The 19,686-nt window shown below is 49.4% G+C and carries 12 protein-coding genes; 7 read left to right on the top strand and 5 right to left on the bottom strand.

The features are described from left to right. Positions 1-205 precede the first annotated feature (205 nt). Positions 206-2,482: a phosphoenolpyruvate--protein phosphotransferase gene (gene ptsP, locus J7439_RS04370; protein ID WP_209200611.1), complete on the top strand. Its 2,277-nt coding sequence runs from the start codon at positions 206-208 to the stop codon at positions 2,480-2,482. Between the two features lie 218 nt (positions 2,483-2,700). Here ptsP and J7439_RS04365 read toward each other — a convergent pair whose 3' ends face one another. Next, complete coding sequence (locus J7439_RS04365) at positions 2,701-3,825, bottom strand: PilT/PilU family type 4a pilus ATPase (protein WP_209200610.1); 1,125 nt, start codon at positions 3,823-3,825, stop codon at positions 2,701-2,703. Positions 3,826-4,023: 198 nt separating this feature from the next. Then, positions 4,024-5,058, bottom strand: coding sequence for a type IV pilus twitching motility protein PilT (locus J7439_RS04360; RefSeq protein WP_209200609.1), 1,035 nt, complete (start codon positions 5,056-5,058; stop codon positions 4,024-4,026). Positions 5,059-5,171: 113 nt separating this feature from the next. Between J7439_RS04360 and J7439_RS04355 the strand changes: the two genes are divergently transcribed. From J7439_RS04355 to J7439_RS04340, 4 genes are all read left to right on the top strand, one after another. Then, positions 5,172-5,906 (top strand): YggS family pyridoxal phosphate-dependent enzyme, encoded by a 735-nt coding sequence (locus tag J7439_RS04355; protein ID WP_209200708.1) that lies wholly within the window; start codon positions 5,172-5,174, stop codon positions 5,904-5,906. Next, on the top strand, positions 5,903-6,724 hold the full coding sequence (gene proC, locus J7439_RS04350) for a pyrroline-5-carboxylate reductase (RefSeq protein WP_209200608.1): 822 nt from the start codon (positions 5,903-5,905) through the stop codon (positions 6,722-6,724). Before J7439_RS04355 ends, proC begins: the two co-directional genes overlap by 4 nt. 81 nt (positions 6,725-6,805) lie before the next feature. Beyond that, complete coding sequence (locus J7439_RS04345) at positions 6,806-7,360, top strand: YggT family protein (protein WP_209200607.1); 555 nt, start codon at positions 6,806-6,808, stop codon at positions 7,358-7,360. A 130-nt stretch (positions 7,361-7,490) separates the two neighbouring features. Beyond that, positions 7,491-9,965 (top strand): glycoside hydrolase domain-containing protein, encoded by a 2,475-nt coding sequence (locus J7439_RS04340; RefSeq protein WP_209200606.1) that lies wholly within the window; start codon positions 7,491-7,493, stop codon positions 9,963-9,965. A gap of 31 nt (positions 9,966-9,996) precedes the next feature. Here J7439_RS04340 and J7439_RS26290 read toward each other — a convergent pair whose 3' ends face one another. Then, entirely contained in the window at positions 9,997-10,254 is a 258-nt protein-coding gene (locus J7439_RS26290) for a hypothetical protein (protein WP_286198205.1), read from the bottom strand. Here J7439_RS26290 and J7439_RS04335 point away from each other — a divergent pair. Then, on the top strand, positions 10,136-11,644 hold the full coding sequence (locus tag J7439_RS04335; RefSeq protein ID WP_353622997.1) for a serpin family protein: 1,509 nt from the start codon (positions 10,136-10,138) through the stop codon (positions 11,642-11,644). The genes J7439_RS26290 and J7439_RS04335 overlap by 119 nt on opposite strands. Positions 11,645-12,028: 384 nt before the next feature. Beyond that, entirely contained in the window at positions 12,029-14,038 is a 2,010-nt protein-coding gene (locus tag J7439_RS04330) for a serpin family protein (RefSeq protein WP_209200604.1), read from the top strand. Between the two features lie 65 nt (positions 14,039-14,103). Here the strand turns inward: J7439_RS04330 and aceF are convergent, their stop codons facing one another. Both aceF and aceE read right to left on the bottom strand, forming a co-directional pair. Next, on the bottom strand, positions 14,104-16,065 hold the full coding sequence (gene aceF, locus J7439_RS04325; RefSeq protein ID WP_209200603.1) for a pyruvate dehydrogenase complex dihydrolipoyllysine-residue acetyltransferase: 1,962 nt from the start codon (positions 16,063-16,065) through the stop codon (positions 14,104-14,106). 28 nt (positions 16,066-16,093) lie between these two features. Further along, entirely contained in the window at positions 16,094-18,751 is a 2,658-nt protein-coding gene (gene aceE, locus J7439_RS04320; protein WP_209200602.1) for a pyruvate dehydrogenase (acetyl-transferring), homodimeric type, read from the bottom strand. Positions 18,752-19,686 lie beyond the last annotated feature (935 nt).

The following is a 19,686-nucleotide window of genomic DNA, read 5'->3' as shown; positions in this document are numbered from 1 at the left end:
ATTCTGGCTTTATATACTCAACTTTCTGCCAACCTCGCTATGGGCATTATTCTCGGACTGCCTCCCGGGCCCAATGGATATGTATTTAAACCTGTGGGCTGCAATAACAGGAAAGATGTTAACAGGCAATATAATTTGCCATGGATTGCTATTGTACTGTTAAAGTAGTTGCAGCAAGTATTATCAGACCGGATACGTCATAGACATGCTAAACACCCTGCGCAATATCGTACAGGAAGTCAGTTCTGCCTCTGATCTACAAGTGGCACTGCAGATTATTGTGCAGCGGGTTCGTGGTGCCATGAACACCGAGGTGTGCTCGGTCTATCTATACGATTCTGAGAGCACCTCTTATACTCTGATGGCTTCAGAGGGTTTGAACCCTTCCGCAGTCGGACAGGTGACTCTCTTTCATTCTGAAGGCCTTGTTGGACAGGTGGGGCTGCGGGAAGAGCCCATAAACCTCGAAGATGCTGCTTCTCACCCGAAATTTCACTATATCCGCGAAACCGGAGAAGAGCGATTCACCTCTTTTCTCGGTGTCCCCATTATCCATCACCGTAATACGCTGGGTGTGCTGGTGGTTCAGCAGGTTGAGCAGCGGCGTTTTGATGAACATGAAGAAGCGTTTCTGGTCACCATGTCGGCCCAATTGGCAGGGGTTATTGCCCATGCCCAGGCAACCGGCTCGATCAATAATGTCTCCACGCCCACCCGCAAAAAACGAATTGCGCGCTTTCAGGGGAGTGCCGGTGCCACAGGGGTAGCCATCGGCGAGGCGGTGGTGATTACGCCTCCGGCTGATCTTGGTGCGGTACCTGAGCGAACCTGCAAGGATATAGGTCTGGAACTCGCCTTGCTTGACGATGCACTGGCTGCGGTGCGAAAAGAAATGAAAGACACCGCCGAACGATTGTCTGACCGTTTACCTGCTGAGGAACATGCACTCTTTGATGTTTATCTGAGAATGCTGGATGACCGGGCACTTGGGCAGGAGATAAGAGAGCGGATTCGGGGCGGATCCTGGGCACAGGGTGCCTTGAGACAGGTGATCGAAGAGCATATCCGCAATTTCGAAATGATGGACGATCATTATCTCCGTGAACGGGCTGCCGACGTCAGGGACCTGGGGCGCAGAGTACTTTCTCATCTCCAGCAGGGAGAGCATGCGAGGGTTGAATACCCGGCGAATACCATTCTGATCAGCGAGGAGCTTTCTCCGGTTATGCTGGGCGAGGTTCCACAGGAGTCACTGGCGGGTCTGGTTTCCAAGCAAGGTTCCAGTAACTCCCATGTGGCTATTCTTGCCCGTGCTTTAGGTGTGCCTACCGTCATGGGGGTGGTTGATCTGCCTTTCCATAAGCTGTCCGGAAAAAAACTGATTGTGGATGGTAATCTTGGCCTGATCTACTCCTCTCCGGCCCAGGAGTTGCTGGATTATTACATCGAAGTACTGGAAGAGGAAAATCAGTTCAGTAAGGGGTTGGAAGCCATCAGAGATCTGCCCTGTGAGACCCCGGATAATTACCGTATTCCGCTCTGGGTCAACACCGGACTGATGACCGATACCATCCGCTCACTGGACAGAGGAGCTGAAGGTGTTGGTCTGTATCGGACTGAAGTACCTTTTATGGTTCGGGATCGTTTTCCCAGTGAATCCGAACAGGAAAAGATTTACCGACACCAGCTTGAAGCTTTTGCGCCAAGACCTGTGACCATGAGAACCCTGGATATTGGCGGGGATAAGTCGCTGAGTTATTTCCCCATCAAGGAAGATAACCCTTTCCTTGGCTGGCGGGGGATTCGGGTAACACTGGATCATCCGGAAATCTTTCTGGTGCAGGTCCGGGCCATGTTGAAAGCCAGCGTGGGGCTGGATAATCTCCGGATTATGTTGCCGATGGTATCCAGTATTTTTGAAGTCGAGGAAGCGCAACACCTGATTCACCGGGCCCATGCGGAAGTGCTTGCTGAAGGCCTGCCAGTATCCATGCCACCGGTGGGTGTGATGGTGGAAGTGCCCGCTGCCGTTTATATGGTCAAGGACCTTGCACAACGTGTCGACTTTCTTTCCATCGGGTCGAATGACCTTATTCAATACCTGCTGGCCGTAGACCGCAACAACCCCCGGGTATCTGACCTTTATCACTCCTTTCACCCCGCCGTACTGCATGCCTTACAGAAAGTTGCGGACGATGCCCATCAGGAAGGAAAGACCGTCAGCATCTGCGGTGAAATGGCGGGTGACCCTGCTGCAGCGGTACTGTTAATGGCCATGGGCTTCGATATGCTGTCGATGAGTGCCGTGAATCTGTTAAAAGTCAAATGGGTGTTAAGACGCATCGGTATGGATCGTGCGAAAATGATATTGTCGGATTTAATGAAGCACGACAATGCGCAGGTGATTCGCAGCTCCCTGGAACTTGCCCTGTGTAAAGAAGGCATGGGCAAGGTTCTCGGGATCAAGAGCCGGCGTTTTTAGGCCAATGGCACTGACTTAAGAGTGAAAGCCTTGCCATACGTAGGCTTTAAGACACCCTGCGATTTGAACCACAAAGCACACAAAGAGCAGAAAGCAAAAGAAAAGAAAAGCTCTTCTTAGTGCTCTCTGTGTGCTTTGTGGTTCCAATTCAAATCTCTCAACCTGTATCAATTCCCATGTTTGCGGGGCTTTAAAGCTTAAGTCAGCGCCATTGGTTTTTAGGCTTCTTCCATCTGCAAGGTCAATTTACCAGAACGCTGGGTAAGATAACTCTCATCCACTTCTGAACCCAGCTTAATCATCAGACGCAAGTCGTTTGCAGAATCAGCATGCCGGATGGCGTCTTCATAGCTGACCTCGCCACGGTTGTAGAGATCAAATAATGCCTGATCGAAAGTCTGCATGCCCAGCTCCCGGGATTTTTTCATTAACTCTTTCAGTGCGTGAGCATCCCCTTTGCGAATCATATCCTGGGCCAGGGGGGTATTCAGTAACACTTCTATGGCTGGAAGCCGCCCTGTGCCATCCAGAGAAGGAACCAGCTGCTGGGCGACAATGCCCTTCAGATTCAGGGAAAGATCCATCCAGACCTGGTGATGATGTTCCGGGGGGAAAAAGTGAAGAATGCGATCCAATGCCTGGTTGGCATTATTGGCATGCAGCGTTGCCAGGCATAGATGGCCGGTTTCCGCGAAGTTCAGGGCATATTGCATGGTATCCTGACTGCGAATTTCACCAATCATAATGACATCAGGAGCCTGACGCAGGGTATTTTTCAGCGCCACTTCATAAGACTTGGTATCAATCCCCACTTCCCGCTGGGTTACAATGCACCTTCTGTGTTGATGGATAAATTCAATGGGGTCTTCAATGCTGATGATATGACCTGTGTCGTTTTCATTACGATAGCCAAGCATCGCCGCCAGGGTCGTCGACTTCCCCGTGCCGGTAGCGCCCACAAGGATAACCAGCCCTCGTTTGACCATGGTCAGGTCTTTCAGGATAGGTGGAAGTTTTAACTCTTCGAAACCGGGTATTTTCTCTTCAATTCGGCGCAAAACCATACCTGACTGGTTTCTCTGCTGAAAAGCACTGACCCGGAACCGGCCAACCCCCATTTTGGCAATGGCAAAGTTACACTCCTGCTTTAATTCAAACTCCAGGCGCTGCTTCTCATCCATTACCCCAAGCACCATATCTTTTGCTTCTGTGGCCGTCAGCGGGGTCTTGTTGACAGGTATCAAACGTCCGTCAAGCTTGACACTGGGAGGATAGCCGGCAGTGATAAACAGATCCGATGCTTTTTTTACGGTGACCAGTTTTAATAATTTTTCAATATCCATTTTTTTGGCTACTGTTCTGTGTTTGAACCACAAAGGACACAAAGGAAAAGCTCTTCTTCGTGCTCTTTGTGCCTTTGTGGTTCCAATGCAAGACATGCAACACCTATCAACCAACCGCCAGCCCCCCTCATCAAGTGCTGAAAGAAGGCAGGGTGCAAATTTACCATCAATCCTTAATGTCTACCCTGAGTGCGACACCTAAAATGCGTCACGGTCCTTGGCCTTTTCACGAGCCACATCACGAGAGATCAGTCCCTTTTTCATCAGGTTCGTCAGACACTGATCCAGTGTTTGCATGCCAAGCCCACCGCCGGTCTGAATGGCTGAGTACATCTGGGCAACCTTATCTTCCCGAATCAGGTTTCGAATACCTGCCGTGCCAAGCATAATCTCATGGGCGGCTACCCGGCCTCCACCGTTTTTCTTCAAAAGTGTTTGCGAGATCACAGCCTGGAGGGATTCCGAGAGCATTGAACGCACCATGGACTTCTCTTCCGCCGGGAATACATCGACGATACGGTCAATGGTTTTTGCCGCCGAGGTGGTGTGCAACGTACCGAACACCAGGTGACCGGTTTCCGCAGCGGTCATCGCCAGACGAATGGTTTCCAGGTCACGCATCTCACCAACCAGAATAATATCGGGATCTTCACGCAACGCAGAGCGCAGGGCATTGCTGAAGCTATGAGTATCCCGATGCACTTCCCGCTGGTTAACCAGACACTTTTTCGGGGTGTGGATAAATTCAATGGGGTCTTCGATGGTCAGGATATGCTGATATTTGGTGTCATTAATGTAATCCATCATGGCCGCCAGCGTGGTGCTCTTGCCAGAGCCGGTAGGGCCAGTCACCAGCACTAAACCCCGGGGTTTATCCGCAATGGTTTTAAATACCTGTCCCATGCCCAGGTCATCCATGGTCAGTACTTTACTGGGGATAGCCCGGAACACTGCCCCCGCTCCCCTGTTTTGGTTGAAAGCATTGACACGGAAACGCGCAACGCCCGGCACTTCAAACGAGAAGTCCGCTTCCAGGTGCTCTTCCAGATCTTTACGCTGTTTGTCGTTCATGATGTCATAGATCAAACCATGAACTTCCTTCTGCTCCATGGGCGGCAGATTGATACGGCGAACATCACCGTCGATTCGAATAATTGGCGGAAGTCCTGCCGACAGATGCAGATCCGAAGCCCCCTGTTTATAGCTGAACGCCAATAGCTCTGTAATATCCATTTATTATCCCCCTTACACCAGGAAGCAGGTAAACTATGAGATTATCTGGGAATAGCGCTATTCCAGAACAATCTTCCTGCCAATTTATTATTTACCCGGTAATGTACAACCTGATGACCTTATTACAAAACCGATTTCAGCGGGTTTATGACCGAATTCATCAAGCTGAGCAAGCCTGTAATCGCAACGGGCAAGTGCAACTGCTGGCAGTCAGCAAAACCAAACCTGCCTCTATGGTGCGTGAAGCATGGCATCTGGGTCAAAAGCATTTTGGCGAAAACTACCTTCAGGAAGCCCTGGGAAAAATGGATGAGCTCAGTGATCTTGCGGATATCCACTGGCATTTCATCGGTCCAATCCAGTCCAACAAAACCCGGGATATCAGCAGCCACTTTGACTGGGTTCACAGTGTTGACCGGTTGAAAATCGCGCAAAGGCTGAATGATCAACGTCCCCGGGAGCTCTCACCGTTAAATATCTGCCTGCAAGTGAATATCAGCAGCGAAGCGTCAAAATCCGGGATCAGCCTGAATGAGCTGCCAGCGCTGGTACCATCCATTGCCCGCTTACCCCACCTGAAGCTGCGTGGCCTGATGGCTATTCCCGCCCCGGAAACCGACCCTGACCGACAGCGTGAGCCTTTCCGGGCACTGACCAATGCGTTACATACCCTGAATACCGAGTTCTCACTGACGATGGATACCTTGTCCATGGGTATGACGGATGATCTTGAGGCAGCGATTCAGGAAGGTTCAACCATGGTTCGTATTGGTACTGCACTGTTTGGCTCCAGAACCTCTGCTCAGCCCTTTTCTCTACAAGCACCTGAAAGGGACAGCAACGCATGAATAAATCAACCATTGCTTTTATCGGTGCTGGCAATATGGCCAGCAGTATTATCGGTGGCCTGATCAATAATGGCTGGCCAACCTACCAGTTGATTGCTTCCGCCAGAACGGCAGAAACATTGTCCGATATCCGTGAAAAATTTAATATTGCGACCACCGTGGATAATCACCAGGCCGTCAGCCAGGCTGACATCATTATGCTTTGTGTGAAGCCACAGGTGATGAAAGCGGTTCTGACCGACTTAAGCCCGTCCATAAAACCGGATGCCCTGGTTATCTCTGTCGCTGCCGGCATTACCATGGAAAGTTTGCAGAACTGGGGAGGCGAGCACCTTTCGATCGTACGCAGCATGCCGAACACACCTTCTGCACTGCAATGCGGTGCCAGCGGTTTGTTTGCCAACAAAAACGTCAGTACTGCCCAAAAAGCGCTGACCGATGATATTTTTAATGCCATAGGTATTACCAGGTGGGTCGACCATGAGTCCTTAATTGATGCGGTAATAGCCGTTTCCGGCAGTGGCCCGGCCTACTATTTCCTGCTGATGGAAATTATGGAACAGGTCGGTGTTCGCCTTGGCCTTGATGCAGAAACCTCAAGACAGCTGACCCTGCAAACGGCCCTGGGGGCTGCCAGGATGGCAACGGAAAGTGATGTTGATGTCGCCGAGCTTCGTCGTCGCATTACCTCTCCCAACGGAACCACGGAACAGGCCATAAAGACGTTTCAGGAACAGGGGTTGCCTGAGCTGGTGGCACAGGCAATGAATGCTGCCGTCAACCGGTCGATAGAACTGGCAGAAACGCTGCAAGACTGATTCTGTTGACGGGCGATGGAAAGCTGTAATATGCATACAGATTATTAAATTATTTTGACCAAAGGGTAACCAATACACTCTATGTCTGCACTTTCTTCGAGTCTCAGCTTCCTGATCCAGACCCTGGGTGGTTTGTATATCATGGCTGTGTTGATTCGCTTCCTGCTTCAGCTGGTTCGAGCCGACTTCTATAACCCGATTTCTCAAGCTATCGTGAAAGCCACATCGCCACTACTCAATCCCATCCGCAAGATAATTCCCGGTTATGGCGGTGTGGACATGGCCTCTCTGGTTCTGGCGCTGATACTTCAGATCGTACTGCTCTATGTACTGCTGTTGATAGGTGGTTTCTCTCTGGCGACCATTCCTTTCCCCAGTGTCCTGATCAGCAGCCTGATTAAACTGGGCATCGAGTTTCTGAATATTTATATGTTCAGTCTGATCATTATCGCCATCGCCAGCTGGGTAGCACCGAACAGCTATAACCCGGGGCTGATGCTGCTGTTCCAGATTACCGAGCCACTCACCAGCCGTATACGCAAAGTGATCCCACCCCTTGGTGGGCTGGATTTTTCCCTGATGGTTCTGGTGATCATTATTATTACCCTGAAGAATTTTCTGGGTGCCCTGGCCTGACCCTGCCAATCTGAGCGCTGATCTCTGGATCAGCGCCAGTGCCTCCCTTCCATTCCAGATTCTTTAAACTGTCTCCTTTCCGTCGATATTAAGGCTACCCCCAAACAACTGTGAGGCAGCTGAAAAGACCATGGAACAGGCCATTAAGTACATGCTTCGAAAGTTAATATGGCCGAAAGCAAGGTTAACTGGCATAACGACCAGACAATGGGCTGTATCAGCTGCCTGTATTCTAAGCCTCAGCAGCCCTTTCTCTTCGGCAAGTGATGAAAACCTGCTGCTGAGTGAAGCGGAATCACCACCCTTTATCCACACCTTCCAGCAGTCCGACTTTAAGAATGGATCTGAGCTGATCATCAGCGGCAATAATGGCTCAGACAAACAGCAAATCCTGATTGTGCGGATTGATAATGAAAGCTCCGCAGATTACCGGTCCAGGGTCAACCAGGAGTTCACGCTCTCACCCGGTCCGTTTGCAGTGGTACTGCCGCTCTCAGGTCTGAAAACATCCGGCGGACAACCCTTTACACAGCCATACACCAAACTGTTTGTGTTCAGTGCCGATATGTGGGCTGGCATCGAGCTGGAAAAAATCCATATCAGCTCCGCCGCCAGTCTGCCCGAAAACACCCTGGCGCTGGATTTTGGGTCAGGCGACAGCGCGGCTTTCCCCGGCTTTGAATCCATTGGCAAAAACAGCTCATACCTGAAAGGCAAAACCACCGAACGGGTCCGCACTTCCGGTGATGCACTGATTCGGGATGGTATTGCCGGGGTTTCCAGCCTGCAGATCCCCTGGTCTGATGGATTATGGAAACTCAGCCTGTGGACACAGGACCAGGGAGAATGGGAATACCTGCCTCACTTTCTTAACCGGCAAATCATTGCCAATGGCACCACCATCGTTGATGAGAAGTTTACCAGGGAGCAGTGGATCAATGATGTTTATCTGGCTGGCAGGAAAAAAGAAGGCGGTATCGATGGGGACTTGTGGGCGTTGGTTGGTGAACGCCGAAGTCACTTTATCAGCAAAAACATTGGTGTCATCAATGGGATGTTGACTATCGATCTGACCGGTGACTATGACGCCAGATACCTGGCGGCTCTGGTTCTGGAACCTGTTAAAGGTACCTTTGCCCAGGCTACCCAGAAAAAACGACAGAAACGCCTGCTGAATCAATGGTCTGTAACCACTGAGCCATACACCCCTCCAGATTCACTGTCATTGGAAGATATCAGCCAGCAGGTAAAGGATGATGACGCTTTTTATCTGGCAGCCCGAAACAGCCTGCTTAACCTGGCCTTTGAAATAGCAAGCCCGATGGATGACGTTGCACCCGCCGTTGTGGTTTCCCCACCGAAATCGTCGGATGGAGAGCCCTTAAAGGTTATCACCCGCTATGGTCACTGGCGCTATGAAAGACCGACGCCCAATGCCACGTCACTGATACTGGATGACAGCTATCTCCGTGCCGATATGGCAAGCCTTCGCCTATCCAGCAAAAAGCCCAGACGCCTCTATGTTCAGGTGGAAGTTCCCACTGAAGCACTCCCTGGCGATTACGCTGGTATGATTCAGCTGTTCAGCGGTGGTGAACTGCGGTTGCTGCATTATAAAGTACGGGTACTTTCGACCGTGCTGCCAGAACTGGAAACCCCTGTAGGCCTCTACCTGGAACCGCCACCCTACTATCAGTGGTTCAAGGCTCTGGCAGGACAGAGTGCCAATACCACTTCCTGCGATCTTTCCCTGCTGGCTTCCCACGGTTTCAGCACTGTTGCCCCTGCATTGGCAACACCTGGCACCGAGACCGGACGACAGACGTTTATTAAGCAACTGCAGCAATTAGTGCGCTTTGGCTTCAACGGCAAGATTCTGGCTTACGCACCTTTGAAACGACTGTTAAGTCAGAAAGGCGAAACAGAGGCAATAGCGGACTTAAAACAGCTGCAACAGTTATCAAAGAACCAGAATCTCCCTGAAATTTACTGGTCAATTTTTGACGAGCCAGCCAGGGATCACTTTTCGCAAATAAAGAACACCGCCAGCCTGCTAAACGATAACGCCCAACCATTTAAAACTGCTGGCCATTTGAACCATGACCATCAGGCTGAACTTGCCGAAGAAACAGATCTTCTCCTGATCAACCACGGCACCGAAGTGACCGAAGAAAATATTGACGATTGGCAGGAAAACAGCACGGTCTGGCTATACAACATGCCCAAACCCAGGTTAGCGGCTGGCCTGTATCTCTGGCGATCCGGTGCTGAGGGCTATTTACAATGGCATGGCCGTATGCCTACTGCCGACCCATTTGATCCCATCGATGGTCGGGAGGGAGATGTTATGTATATCTACCCATCTGCCAGCCGGTGTCCGGAAGTTCTGGATATTCATCGTCGTTTTCTTGATTTGCATGAAGCGACCCTTGATCTGCGTTGGTTGCAGTGGCTTGAGGGCATATCCCACAAACAAACGGAAGCCCAACAGCTTCTGGCAGAAATTCGGGCAGAGATACCGCCACAATGGGAACGGGCGGCATTAATAACAGAGGAACAGCGGATGGCAATCCGTGACCGGATAATATCAATCATCAGTAGATAGAAAGCATGGAAGCTGCGAGTTTTCTCACGCATTAATTATTATCAAATGGAGGGAATACTATGGGACCGATATCTTCAGGCCAAACACCATCAGTGTCATTAGAGTCATTAACTCCCCCGGACACATCCTCCCGGAGCATTTTATCGGCCTCTGATATTGTTGAAAAACTGATGAATACCGTATCGTTTGCGATCCTGAGTATTACCGACAAAAAAAGCAGGGTAGTGTCTTCTGCCAGCCTGGCACCGGTTCTGGGCATGGTTCTGGCGTGTATGAAAGATAACGCCAAGAAGGAATCACTCCTGAACATCCCCCCGGGCTCGTTAACTGAAGAGCTGGAGATGGAAATCCATCAAAAGCTCGGTGAATTCAGCAAAGACCGACCTTATGATGAAACTGGCAAGATCATCTCTGCCGCTAACTTTGTTGGTACAGCCTCTGTTACCACGGATCAGTATCTTGACCGGATACTGTCTGAATGTTATCAAACCCAAACGTTGGAAATTGATAAAGAGAACGTAGCGGACGCCGCAGATACTTTTGTTAAAGAGAAAACCAAAGGAAAAATTAAACAGTTGTTTGATGATCTTACTGAATTTGAGCGGAACCAGATTTCATTGGTATTAGGTAATGTAATGGAAATCCGGGGTGTCTGGATGGAGGCTTTTCCCCTGAATAGTAAGGCTTCGTGCCGTTTTCTGTGCGCAGATGGAACTATGAAAAACGTCAGGAAGATGCGTATAAAAGAAAATTTACACTTTGCTGGCAATAAAGTGTTTACTGCCATTGCCAAAGATTTCCGATCGGAAAATGGGGAAGATCTTAAATTGGTCGCGATAACACCGAACAGGACCAGTGCGACAGCGATTAACAAACTTGATTCTGAAACCATTAACCATCTGATTAGCAAATTGGATGAAAGTAAAGCGGAGATTACGCTGGATCTTCCCAAAATAGAAGTAAAGCAAGGTGGTGATACTGAACTACTGGAAAAAATTACAGATGCCCTGGGAACATCCATAACAGCTCGGGATTTGTCCAGGTTAAACCCATCACCCACTTATAATCTGCGGATGGTACAGAAAATCACAGTATCCGTTGACGAACAGGGTGCTGACAGCACAATTGCCACTGCTGCAACAGCGGCTTCAAGGGGGGGCGAAAACACCTTTAATGTTGACTGCCCCAGCTATATAGCCATTGTAGGCAGCAAAGGTAATCGGTTGCTTGAGATGGTCATTAAAGATGACAGCTTTTTGGTGCCTGATGGTTCGCCTGTGATCACTATCCCTGAAGGCCGGAAAGATGTTGATCCGTGGCATGATGATCAGTCGGATGATGATGATGACGTTAATACCTCTACACTAAACAGGTTATCAACTCCTGAACCTTTTCAAGCTGTTAATGATGTGAGTACATTAATACAACATGGGCTCAACTCGAGTGGGGAGCTGAATATTTCCAGCGTTAAGTTATTTGATGATTATGTCTTATCTATCACTGTTGATACTGTGGATACCGCAAATAAGGTTAGACAAAAAGTATTTGAATTAATTGATGAAGAAGAACATAAAAACTTTGTTGACGTTTGGGAGATATTAGAACCTGTTAAAGTAAAGGTTTCATTCAAGGCTTGGAAAGCACTGCGTGATAAGTTACTTCGTGATGATAATAAATAAATACAATGCAAAACCGGAGATTAATCACCTCCGGATTTATTAACAAAAGTCTCAAAGAAGCCCTTGTCGATATCGGTCAACAATTCACCCTGCATGAAATTTGCGATTGGTTGCTCAGCTTGTGCATGTGGTGCTGGTGCAGGGCTCTGGGGACCGAGAGTAGACCAAAGATTGTGACCGTCCAGGGAACTATTATCCACACAAAATGTCTTAATAATATTCAGGTAGGCAACGCTGAAGGTCCATTTATCAGATCAATACTGTAAATCAATACAGTTTCCCGTCACTTGCGGCTGATTAACTAGACAAGCCCTTGCCACAAAGCATGGAGGCAGCGAGTTTTTCCTCGCTAAATAATTTTTATCAAGCATTGGAGAGAATACTATGGATACCAAGCCTTTAGCCCCGGGGATGCCAGCGTTATTCCAGATATTAAATCGGCCAGACACAGCGCACCCGGCCACTTTATCGGCCTCTGATATTGTTAAAACAATGGCGGATAAATTATCCATTGAACTCTTGGACATTAAAGGCAATAAAAGTAAGGCATTCTCTCTTGTCAGCCTGCTTCAGCCTCTGGGCATGGCTCTGTTGAGTATGACAGACGACACCATCGTGGCATCGGCTCTTGGCATCCCCCCGGGCTCCTTAACTCAAGATCTGAAAGATAAGATTCATACAGAACTCGGTAAATGTGCCGTAGAACACTCTTACGATCCTGACTCTGATCAGTCAATCCGTATCACTAACTTTATTGGGTCTACCTGTTGCTACGATAATGAGCAGTATGAACAGTCACTGTCTAAATATTATAAAACCGAAAAGCTGGACAATAATAACAATGGCAAGAACCTTGCAGACACCATAGATTCTTTTGTTCATGATAAGACCGAAGGAGAAATTAAAACGGTTTTTGATCATCTTACTGAACCTGAGCGGCAAGAAGTTAAAGCAGCTTTAGGCAGTGTGATGAAATTCCAGGTTGACTGGGAGAAAAGTTTTTCTGAAGATGACACGGAACAGGGCCAATTTCAGTGTGCAGATGGAACTTTTATTAATAACGTCATGATGATGTGTAAAACTGAATACTTTCGCGTGGCTACTGACAAAAAATTTGCTGCCATTGCCAAAGAATTTCGATCTGTGAATGGGGAAGATCTTAAATTGGTGGCGATAAAACCGCGCAAAAGCAGTGCAACAGCAATTAATCACCTGAATTCTGAAACGATTAATCATCTGATTGGCAAATTAAATGACAGTAAAATTAAGGTTGAGCTAAAACTACCCAAAATTGACATAGCGGACAGTTGTGAAACTGAGCTACTGGATAAAATTAATAAGGCATTAGGAATCTCCATAAAAGCACAAGATTTATCAAGGTTAGGCACATCGCCGTGTGATGAACTAAAAATAATTCAGAAGATCAAAGCATCCATTGATGAAAAGGGTGCCCGTGGCTCCATTGCCACTGCGGCAGTAGATATTAGTAGGTCATGTTACACTCCTTGCTTTGATTTTAACTGCCCTGGCTACATTGCCATTGTGGACAGGGAAGGTAATCGGTTGCTTGAGTTGATCATTAAAGATGGCAGATTTTTGGTCCTTGATGGTCCACCCATGATCACAGCCGCTGAAGACTGTAACTCTTATAATCAGACATATTTTAAGACAGATGACTTATCTGATGACGAAGATGATTATGTATCTAATGACAAAGATAATAGACCTGATAATAAATGGTCCGAATGCCAAGAGTTAGCCAATCAAGTTTTGTTGCCATATGATAAAATTTTACCTCTGCCTGGTAATGAAATCGAATTATCAGATATCAAAGAGTATGAAACTGGATTGTTACCACAATACAATATGCAGTTACAAAAATACCTGAAAACCAGTATTGAAGCCCCTTCAGCCTCTGTAGCTTCTCAAACGGTACTGGAAAAAGCAGAACCAGCCTCCCAGCAGCCCAGTGTTTCCGGGGAACAAAGTCCTGTAAAAACGCCTTCAACAGCAGAAAATGAGAAGTTACCAGCCTCTGCAATAGATAACTCTTCAAAGCATTTATCTACTGGCCTTACCACCGCTACAACAGATGAGTTTTCAAATCTTTTATCTGCTAACCCTTTTAAAACTTTTGATGTGAGTACTTTAATAAAAAATAATTTTAAACCGAATGAGGATTTCAATATTAAAAGTGCTGAGGCACGTAGATCCTTGTTAACAATCAAGGTTAAACATGAGAAAGACGCCATTAAGATTCGAGAAAGAATATTAGAATCAATTGGAGAAGAACATAGTCGTAATGTTAAGATTTGGGAAAATTTTGATCCTGTCCACGTAGAGGTTATGTTTGATGCTTGGGACGCACTGCGGGAAAATTTAGCTTCTTCATAACTTCCAATTAAATACAATACCGAATCCGGAGATTAACCACCTCCGGATTTTTATTAACCAAAGTCTCAAAGAAGCAGCTTGCGAATATCGGTCAACAATTCACCCAGCATTGTCGTGAAACGTGCTGCATCCGCACCGTTGATGGCTCTGTGATCATAAGACAGTGACAAAGTTAGCATCAGCTTTGGATCGAAGTCCCTGCCATTCCACACGGGCTTCATGGCGGCCCTGGACAGACCAAGAATGGCGACTTCCGGCGCATTGACGATCGGAGTGAACGCCGTGCCACCGATAGAACCCAGGCTGGAGATGGTAAAGCAGCCACCCTGCATTTCATCAGGCTTCAGCTTCTTGTCACGGGCCTTACCGGCCAGCTCGATACATTCAGCCGACAGTTCCCACAGGCTCTTCTGATCCACGTTCCTGATCACCGGCACCAGCAAACCGTCTGGGGTATCAACCGCGACTCCAATGTTGATGTACTTCTTGTAGATCAGCGTTTCACCATCAGGGCTCAGGGAAGCACAGAACTGTGGCAGCTCTTTCAACACATAAGCAACAGCTTTCAGAATAAACGGCAGAGGTGTCAGTTTGGTACCACGGGCCTCGGCCATGGCTTTCTGAGCCTTGCGGAACGCTTCCAGTTCAGTGATGTCACACTCATCAAACTGGGTTACGTGTGGCACGTTCAGCCAGGAACGCTGGAAGTTCTGAGCCGCCACTTTGCGCAGGCGATTCAGGGCAACCTTCTCGATGTCCCCCCACTTGCTGAAGTCGATCTCTGGCATGGCTGGAATACCCAACCCGGAAGAAGCACCTTGAGCAGCCCCTTGTCCTGAAAGTGCTTTTTCACTAAGGCGCATCTTGACGTACTTCTGCACGTCTTCTTTCAAAATGCGACGACGGGGACCACTGCCGGTCACTTCGGCAAGATCAACACCAAATTCACGGGCCAGTTTGCGCACTGCAGGGCCTGCATGGAACTTGCGGTTGGTACGCTCAAGTTCCACAGGGTGCGCTTCTGCATGTGGAGGTGGTGCCGATTGTGCGCGGGACGGAGCCTCCTGCTGCGGTGGCACAGTGGCAGGTGCAGCGGCTGCAGGCGCTGGCTGGCTGACAGCCGGTGCTGCAGCACCACCAGACACTTCGATATCCAGAATCAGGTCGCCCTGGCTAAGGGTATCGCCCTCTTTGACCATGATGGCTTTCACGACACCGGCAAACGGTGAAGGCACTTCCATGGTTGCCTTGTCAGATTCCAGTACGATCAGTGACGCCTCTTCTTCAATCTGATCGCCAACGCTGACGCAGACCTCAATCACGGGAACATTCTCAGCACCAATATCCGGTACCGTTACTTTCTCCATGCGCGGTCCGGACTGTGGTGCGGGTGCAACTGGCACAACAGCGGCAGGCTCCGGAGCTGCGCCTGAAACCGACGAAGGCGTTACAGCGGCAACACCACCACCATTGACTTCAACGTCAATCACCAGGTCACCCTGATTCAGGGCATCACCTTCCTTGACGTGAATGGCGGTCACCACGCCTTCTACCGGGGAAGGCACTTCCATGGTTGCTTTGTCGGACTCCAGAACAATCAATGAGTCTTCCAGGGCAACGGTGTCCCCAACCTTCACACAAACCTCAATAACCGGCACATTTTCGGCACCGATATCGGGTACATGCACCGACTCAGTCCGGGAGCCACCGGCCGCTTCAACCACCGGGGCTGCCGCCACGGGGGCTACTGCTGGCTGCCCACTGTCCGCTGCAGGCTCGACAACCTCAGATGCTGCTGCAGCCATCTTTACCAACGGAGCACCCTCGCTGACATTGTCACCAACAGTCAGCAGCACTTCTGTCACCACGCCATCCCGTGGAGCCGGGACTTCCATGGTTGCCTTGTCAGACTCCAGAACAATCAGGGAGTCTTCGGCCGACACCGTATCACCGGGCTGGACGCAGATTTCGATGACTTCTGCCTCACCACTGCCGATATCCGGAACCTTGATGATTTCGTCACTCATTCCTCATACCTTCTCTTCAGTTCCGGACTCAGCAATACAGAGGGTTAGCTCTGGAAGGGTCAATATCAAACTTCCTGATGGCCTCGCTGACCACGGACGCTTCCAGCTCACCATCCTGAACCAGCGCATACAGGGCAGCCACCACGATGAAGTAACGGTCTACCTCGAAGAACCGACGCAGCTGTTCACGGGTGTCAGAGCGACCAAATCCATCCGTACCCAGCGAAACAAAGGTTGTCGGCACAAACTCACGGATCTGGTTAGCGTACTGGCTCATATAGTCAGTCGCGGCGATAACCGGACCTTTACGGCCAGACAGCTGCTGCTCAACCCAGCTGACTTTCTTATCAGCTTCAGGGTTCAGCATGTTGTAACGTCTGGCGTTCTGACCATCCCGGGCCAGCTCGTTAAAGCTGGTTGCGCTCCAGACATCCGATTCAACGTTGAACTCATCACGCAGAATACCGGCAGCCGCACGGACTTCTTCAAGGATAGTGCCACAACCCATCAGCTGGACCTTAAGCCCCTGGTTACGGGAGTTTTCTTCCAGGTTGTAAAGCCCCTTGATGATGCCTTCGATCACTTCAGGGCCTTCCGGCAGCGCTGGCTGACGGTAGTTTTCATTCATGGCGGTGATGTAGTACCAGACATTGTCACCGTTGCCATACATACGTTGCAGACCGTTCTGGATAATCACCGCCATTTCATAGCCGTAGGTGGGGTCATAGCTAATGCAGTTCGGCACCGTGGAGGCCAGAATGTGGCTGTGGCCGTCCTGATGTTGCAGACCTTCACCGTTCAGCGTGGTACGACCCGCAGTAGCACCAATCAGGAAACCACGGGCCTGGATATCACCCGCTGCCCATGCCAGATCGCCAGTGCGCTGGAAACCAAACATGGAGTAGAACGCGTAGAACGGAATCATCGGCACGTTGTTGCTGCTGTAAGAGGTTGCGGCAGCAATCCAGGCGGCGTGGGCCCCCGCTTCGTTAATACCCGCTTCGAGAATCTGCCCCTGTCTGGATTCTTTGTAGAACATCACCTGGTCAGAGTCTACCGGCTCATAGTTCTGGCCTTCCGCAGAGTAAATACCCAGCTGGCGGAACATACCTTCCATACCAAAGGTACGGGCTTCATCAGGAATGATCGGCACGATGTGCTTGCCCAGGCTCTTATCTTTGGCCAGCGCACCCAGAATACGTACGTAAGCCATGGTGGTGGAGATTTCCCGTTCACCACTGCCCTTGGTCACCGCTTCAAAAGCCTCAAGGCCGGGAATCTCCAGCTTAACGTCCGTTTCTACCCGGCGCTGGGGAATAAAGCCACCGAGCTTTTCACGACGCTTGCGCATGTACTTCATTTCCGGGCTGTCAGCGTCTGGTTTGAAGTAAGGCAGGGTCTCAATGTCTTCGTCTTTGATCGGCAGGTCAAAGCGGTCACGGAAGTGCTTCAGGTCATCAACCGGCAGCTTCTTGACGTTGTGGCTGACGTTGGCTGCTTCACCGGTGGTACCGGTACCGTAGCCCTTAACTGTCTTGGCAAGAATGACGGTAGGCTGGCCGTTATGGTTAACCGCCTCGTGGTAAGCAGCGAAGACTTTGTAGGGATCATGGCCACCACGGTTCAAACGCCAGATATCATCATCCGACAGGTGTTCAACCAGCTTCAGCGCTTCCGGGTCACGGCCAAAGAAGTGCTCACGGGTCCAGGCACCGCCTTTTGCCTTACAGTTCTGGTAATCACCGTCAACGGCCTTGTCCATCACTTCCTGCAGCTTGCCATGCTTGTCCTGGGCCAGCAGCGGATCCCAATGACGACCCCAGACGACCTTGATAACGTTCCAGCCAGCCCCCCGGAAGATGCCTTCCAGCTCCTGAATGATCTTGCCGTTACCACGCACCGGGCCATCCAGCCGCTGCAGGTTACAGTTGACCACGAAGATCAGGTTATCCAGCTTCTCACGACCGGCCAGGGAAATGGCACCGAGAGATTCCGGCTCATCCATCTCACCATCCCCGAGGAATGCCCAGACCTTACGGTTTTGATCCTGGGACATGCCGCGGTTAATCAGGTACTTCATGAAGTGAGCCTGATAGATCGCCTGCAGAGGGCCGAGGCCCATGGATACGGTCGGGAACTGCCAGAAGTCAGGCATCAGCTTGGGGTGAGGGTAGGAGGAAAGACCATTGCCATCCACTTCCTGACGGAAATTATCCAGCTGGCCCTCGTCCAGACGACCTTCCAGAAAAGCCCGGGAGTAGATACCAGGTGATACGTGGCCCTGGTAATAAATCAGATCACCTTCACGATCGCTGCCCTGGCCGTGGAAGAAGTAGTTATACCCGATGTCGTACAGAGTGGCACTGGAGGCGAAGGAAGAGATATGTCCTCCCAGGCTGCTGTCCTTCTTGTTGGCCCGCATCACCATAGCCAGCGCATTCCAGCGGACCAGGGAGCGAATACGACGCTCCATAAACAGGTCGCCGGGCATACGGGCTTCTTTTTCCGGTGGTATCGTATTGCGATACGGCGTGGTAATAGCGTATGGCAGCTGCGTACCTTTGGCACGAGCATGCTGGGAAAGCCGGGTCAGCAGAAAATGAGCACGGTCTTCACCTTCCTGCTCCAGGACGGAATCCAGTGCTTCCAGCCATTCCCTGGTTTCTATTGGGTCGATATCATGCATACAAATCGGCTCCGAGATCGATACTGCTACAACAAACTTTGTGATCGTTATTGTTAATGGTTGATTACTTGCAACATCAAGTATACGAACAAGTTTCGTCTAACAGCCAAAGCTTAAAAAAAATTGATACTGATCAAATGTAATATAACTACAAGATAAGCAATTCCCGCAATGAGTACCAGTACTTACATGTATTTTTATTGCAAAAAGTATTGATTTTTATAGAAAAACTTAGCAACAGAGACAACAAAAACGAACACTTTTACTCACAAACTATCAATCCTGGATTCTATTAGCTAAAAACCGAACTATCTCAGGGTCTGCCAACAGAAATTTGGGTATCGTTTAATAGCTGGGTGCTCTCTCAATTTGATAACTGACTCATTCGTCAATTAAAACCTTACCTGACATTACGTTTGACCAAAGTTGTTCCCAACGACCTTTACTCTGGATCAGAGACCTTGTCTCCAATAGAACTTCTGCACCTGCTGATTTCCATCTCATGCCTGAACTACATAGCCATAGTTTTCTCTTGGCCTTGATTTCGAGGTGCATTTGTTTCAATTTTCAGGGTGGTGATCGTGATTTTTCTTAGCAGTGAAAGCTGCTGGCTCTCTTATGTTTTCAGAAATTATGAATACGTCAGTTTTCAGTTTGTGGCAGTTGACGTGTATTCATCTGGAATAGCTGCAGCGGTGCGCTATCCAGTAACACATCCCACAGCCAGGCTGCCTGACAAAACAGGTCAGGCTTCTCTGATACCGGTTGCCTGGAACTTTACCGGGCTGACAAGGTCGTACTCTATTGTTGTCATCCCCAAACGATTCTCCAATTGGAAACAGGGAGGACCTCCAAACAAACCATGCAGTCACCTTCCTCCTCAGCAACCGCAGATACTGTATCCCGGTTAACATCCACTGAAGCTGGAAGAGACG

This window comes from Salinisphaera sp. G21_0, from assembly GCF_017744115.1.
In the GTDB taxonomy this organism is placed as follows: Bacteria; Pseudomonadota; Gammaproteobacteria; order Pseudomonadales; family Endozoicomonadaceae; genus Endozoicomonas.
The sequence above is the reverse complement of the archived record's forward strand: the minus strand, read 5'-3'. Positions and strand labels throughout refer to the sequence as shown.

Excerpts from the sequence above, each read along its gene's own strand:
- aceF (WP_209200603.1), bottom strand. The coding sequence starts at position 16,065 with ATGAGTGACGAAATCATCAAGGTTCCGGATATCGGCAGTGGTGAGGCA.
- J7439_RS04340 (WP_209200606.1), top strand. The coding sequence starts at position 7,491 with ATGGAACAGGCCATTAAGTACATGCTTCGAAAGTTAATATGGCCGAAA.
- ptsP (WP_209200611.1), top strand. The coding sequence starts at position 206 with ATGCTAAACACCCTGCGCAATATCGTACAGGAAGTCAGTTCTGCCTCT.
- J7439_RS04330 (WP_209200604.1), top strand. The coding sequence starts at position 12,029 with ATGGATACCAAGCCTTTAGCCCCGGGGATGCCAGCGTTATTCCAGATA.
- J7439_RS04360 (WP_209200609.1), bottom strand. The coding sequence starts at position 5,058 with ATGGATATTACAGAGCTATTGGCGTTCAGCTATAAACAGGGGGCTTCG.
- proC (WP_209200608.1), top strand. The coding sequence starts at position 5,903 with ATGAATAAATCAACCATTGCTTTTATCGGTGCTGGCAATATGGCCAGC.
- J7439_RS04335 (WP_353622997.1), top strand. The coding sequence starts at position 10,136 with ATGAATACCGTATCGTTTGCGATCCTGAGTATTACCGACAAAAAAAGC.
- J7439_RS04355 (WP_209200708.1), top strand. The coding sequence starts at position 5,172 with ATGACCTTATTACAAAACCGATTTCAGCGGGTTTATGACCGAATTCAT.
- J7439_RS04365 (WP_209200610.1), bottom strand. The coding sequence starts at position 3,825 with ATGGATATTGAAAAATTATTAAAACTGGTCACCGTAAAAAAAGCATCG.
- aceE (WP_209200602.1), bottom strand. The coding sequence starts at position 18,751 with ATGCATGATATCGACCCAATAGAAACCAGGGAATGGCTGGAAGCACTG.
- J7439_RS04345 (WP_209200607.1), top strand. The coding sequence starts at position 6,806 with ATGTCTGCACTTTCTTCGAGTCTCAGCTTCCTGATCCAGACCCTGGGT.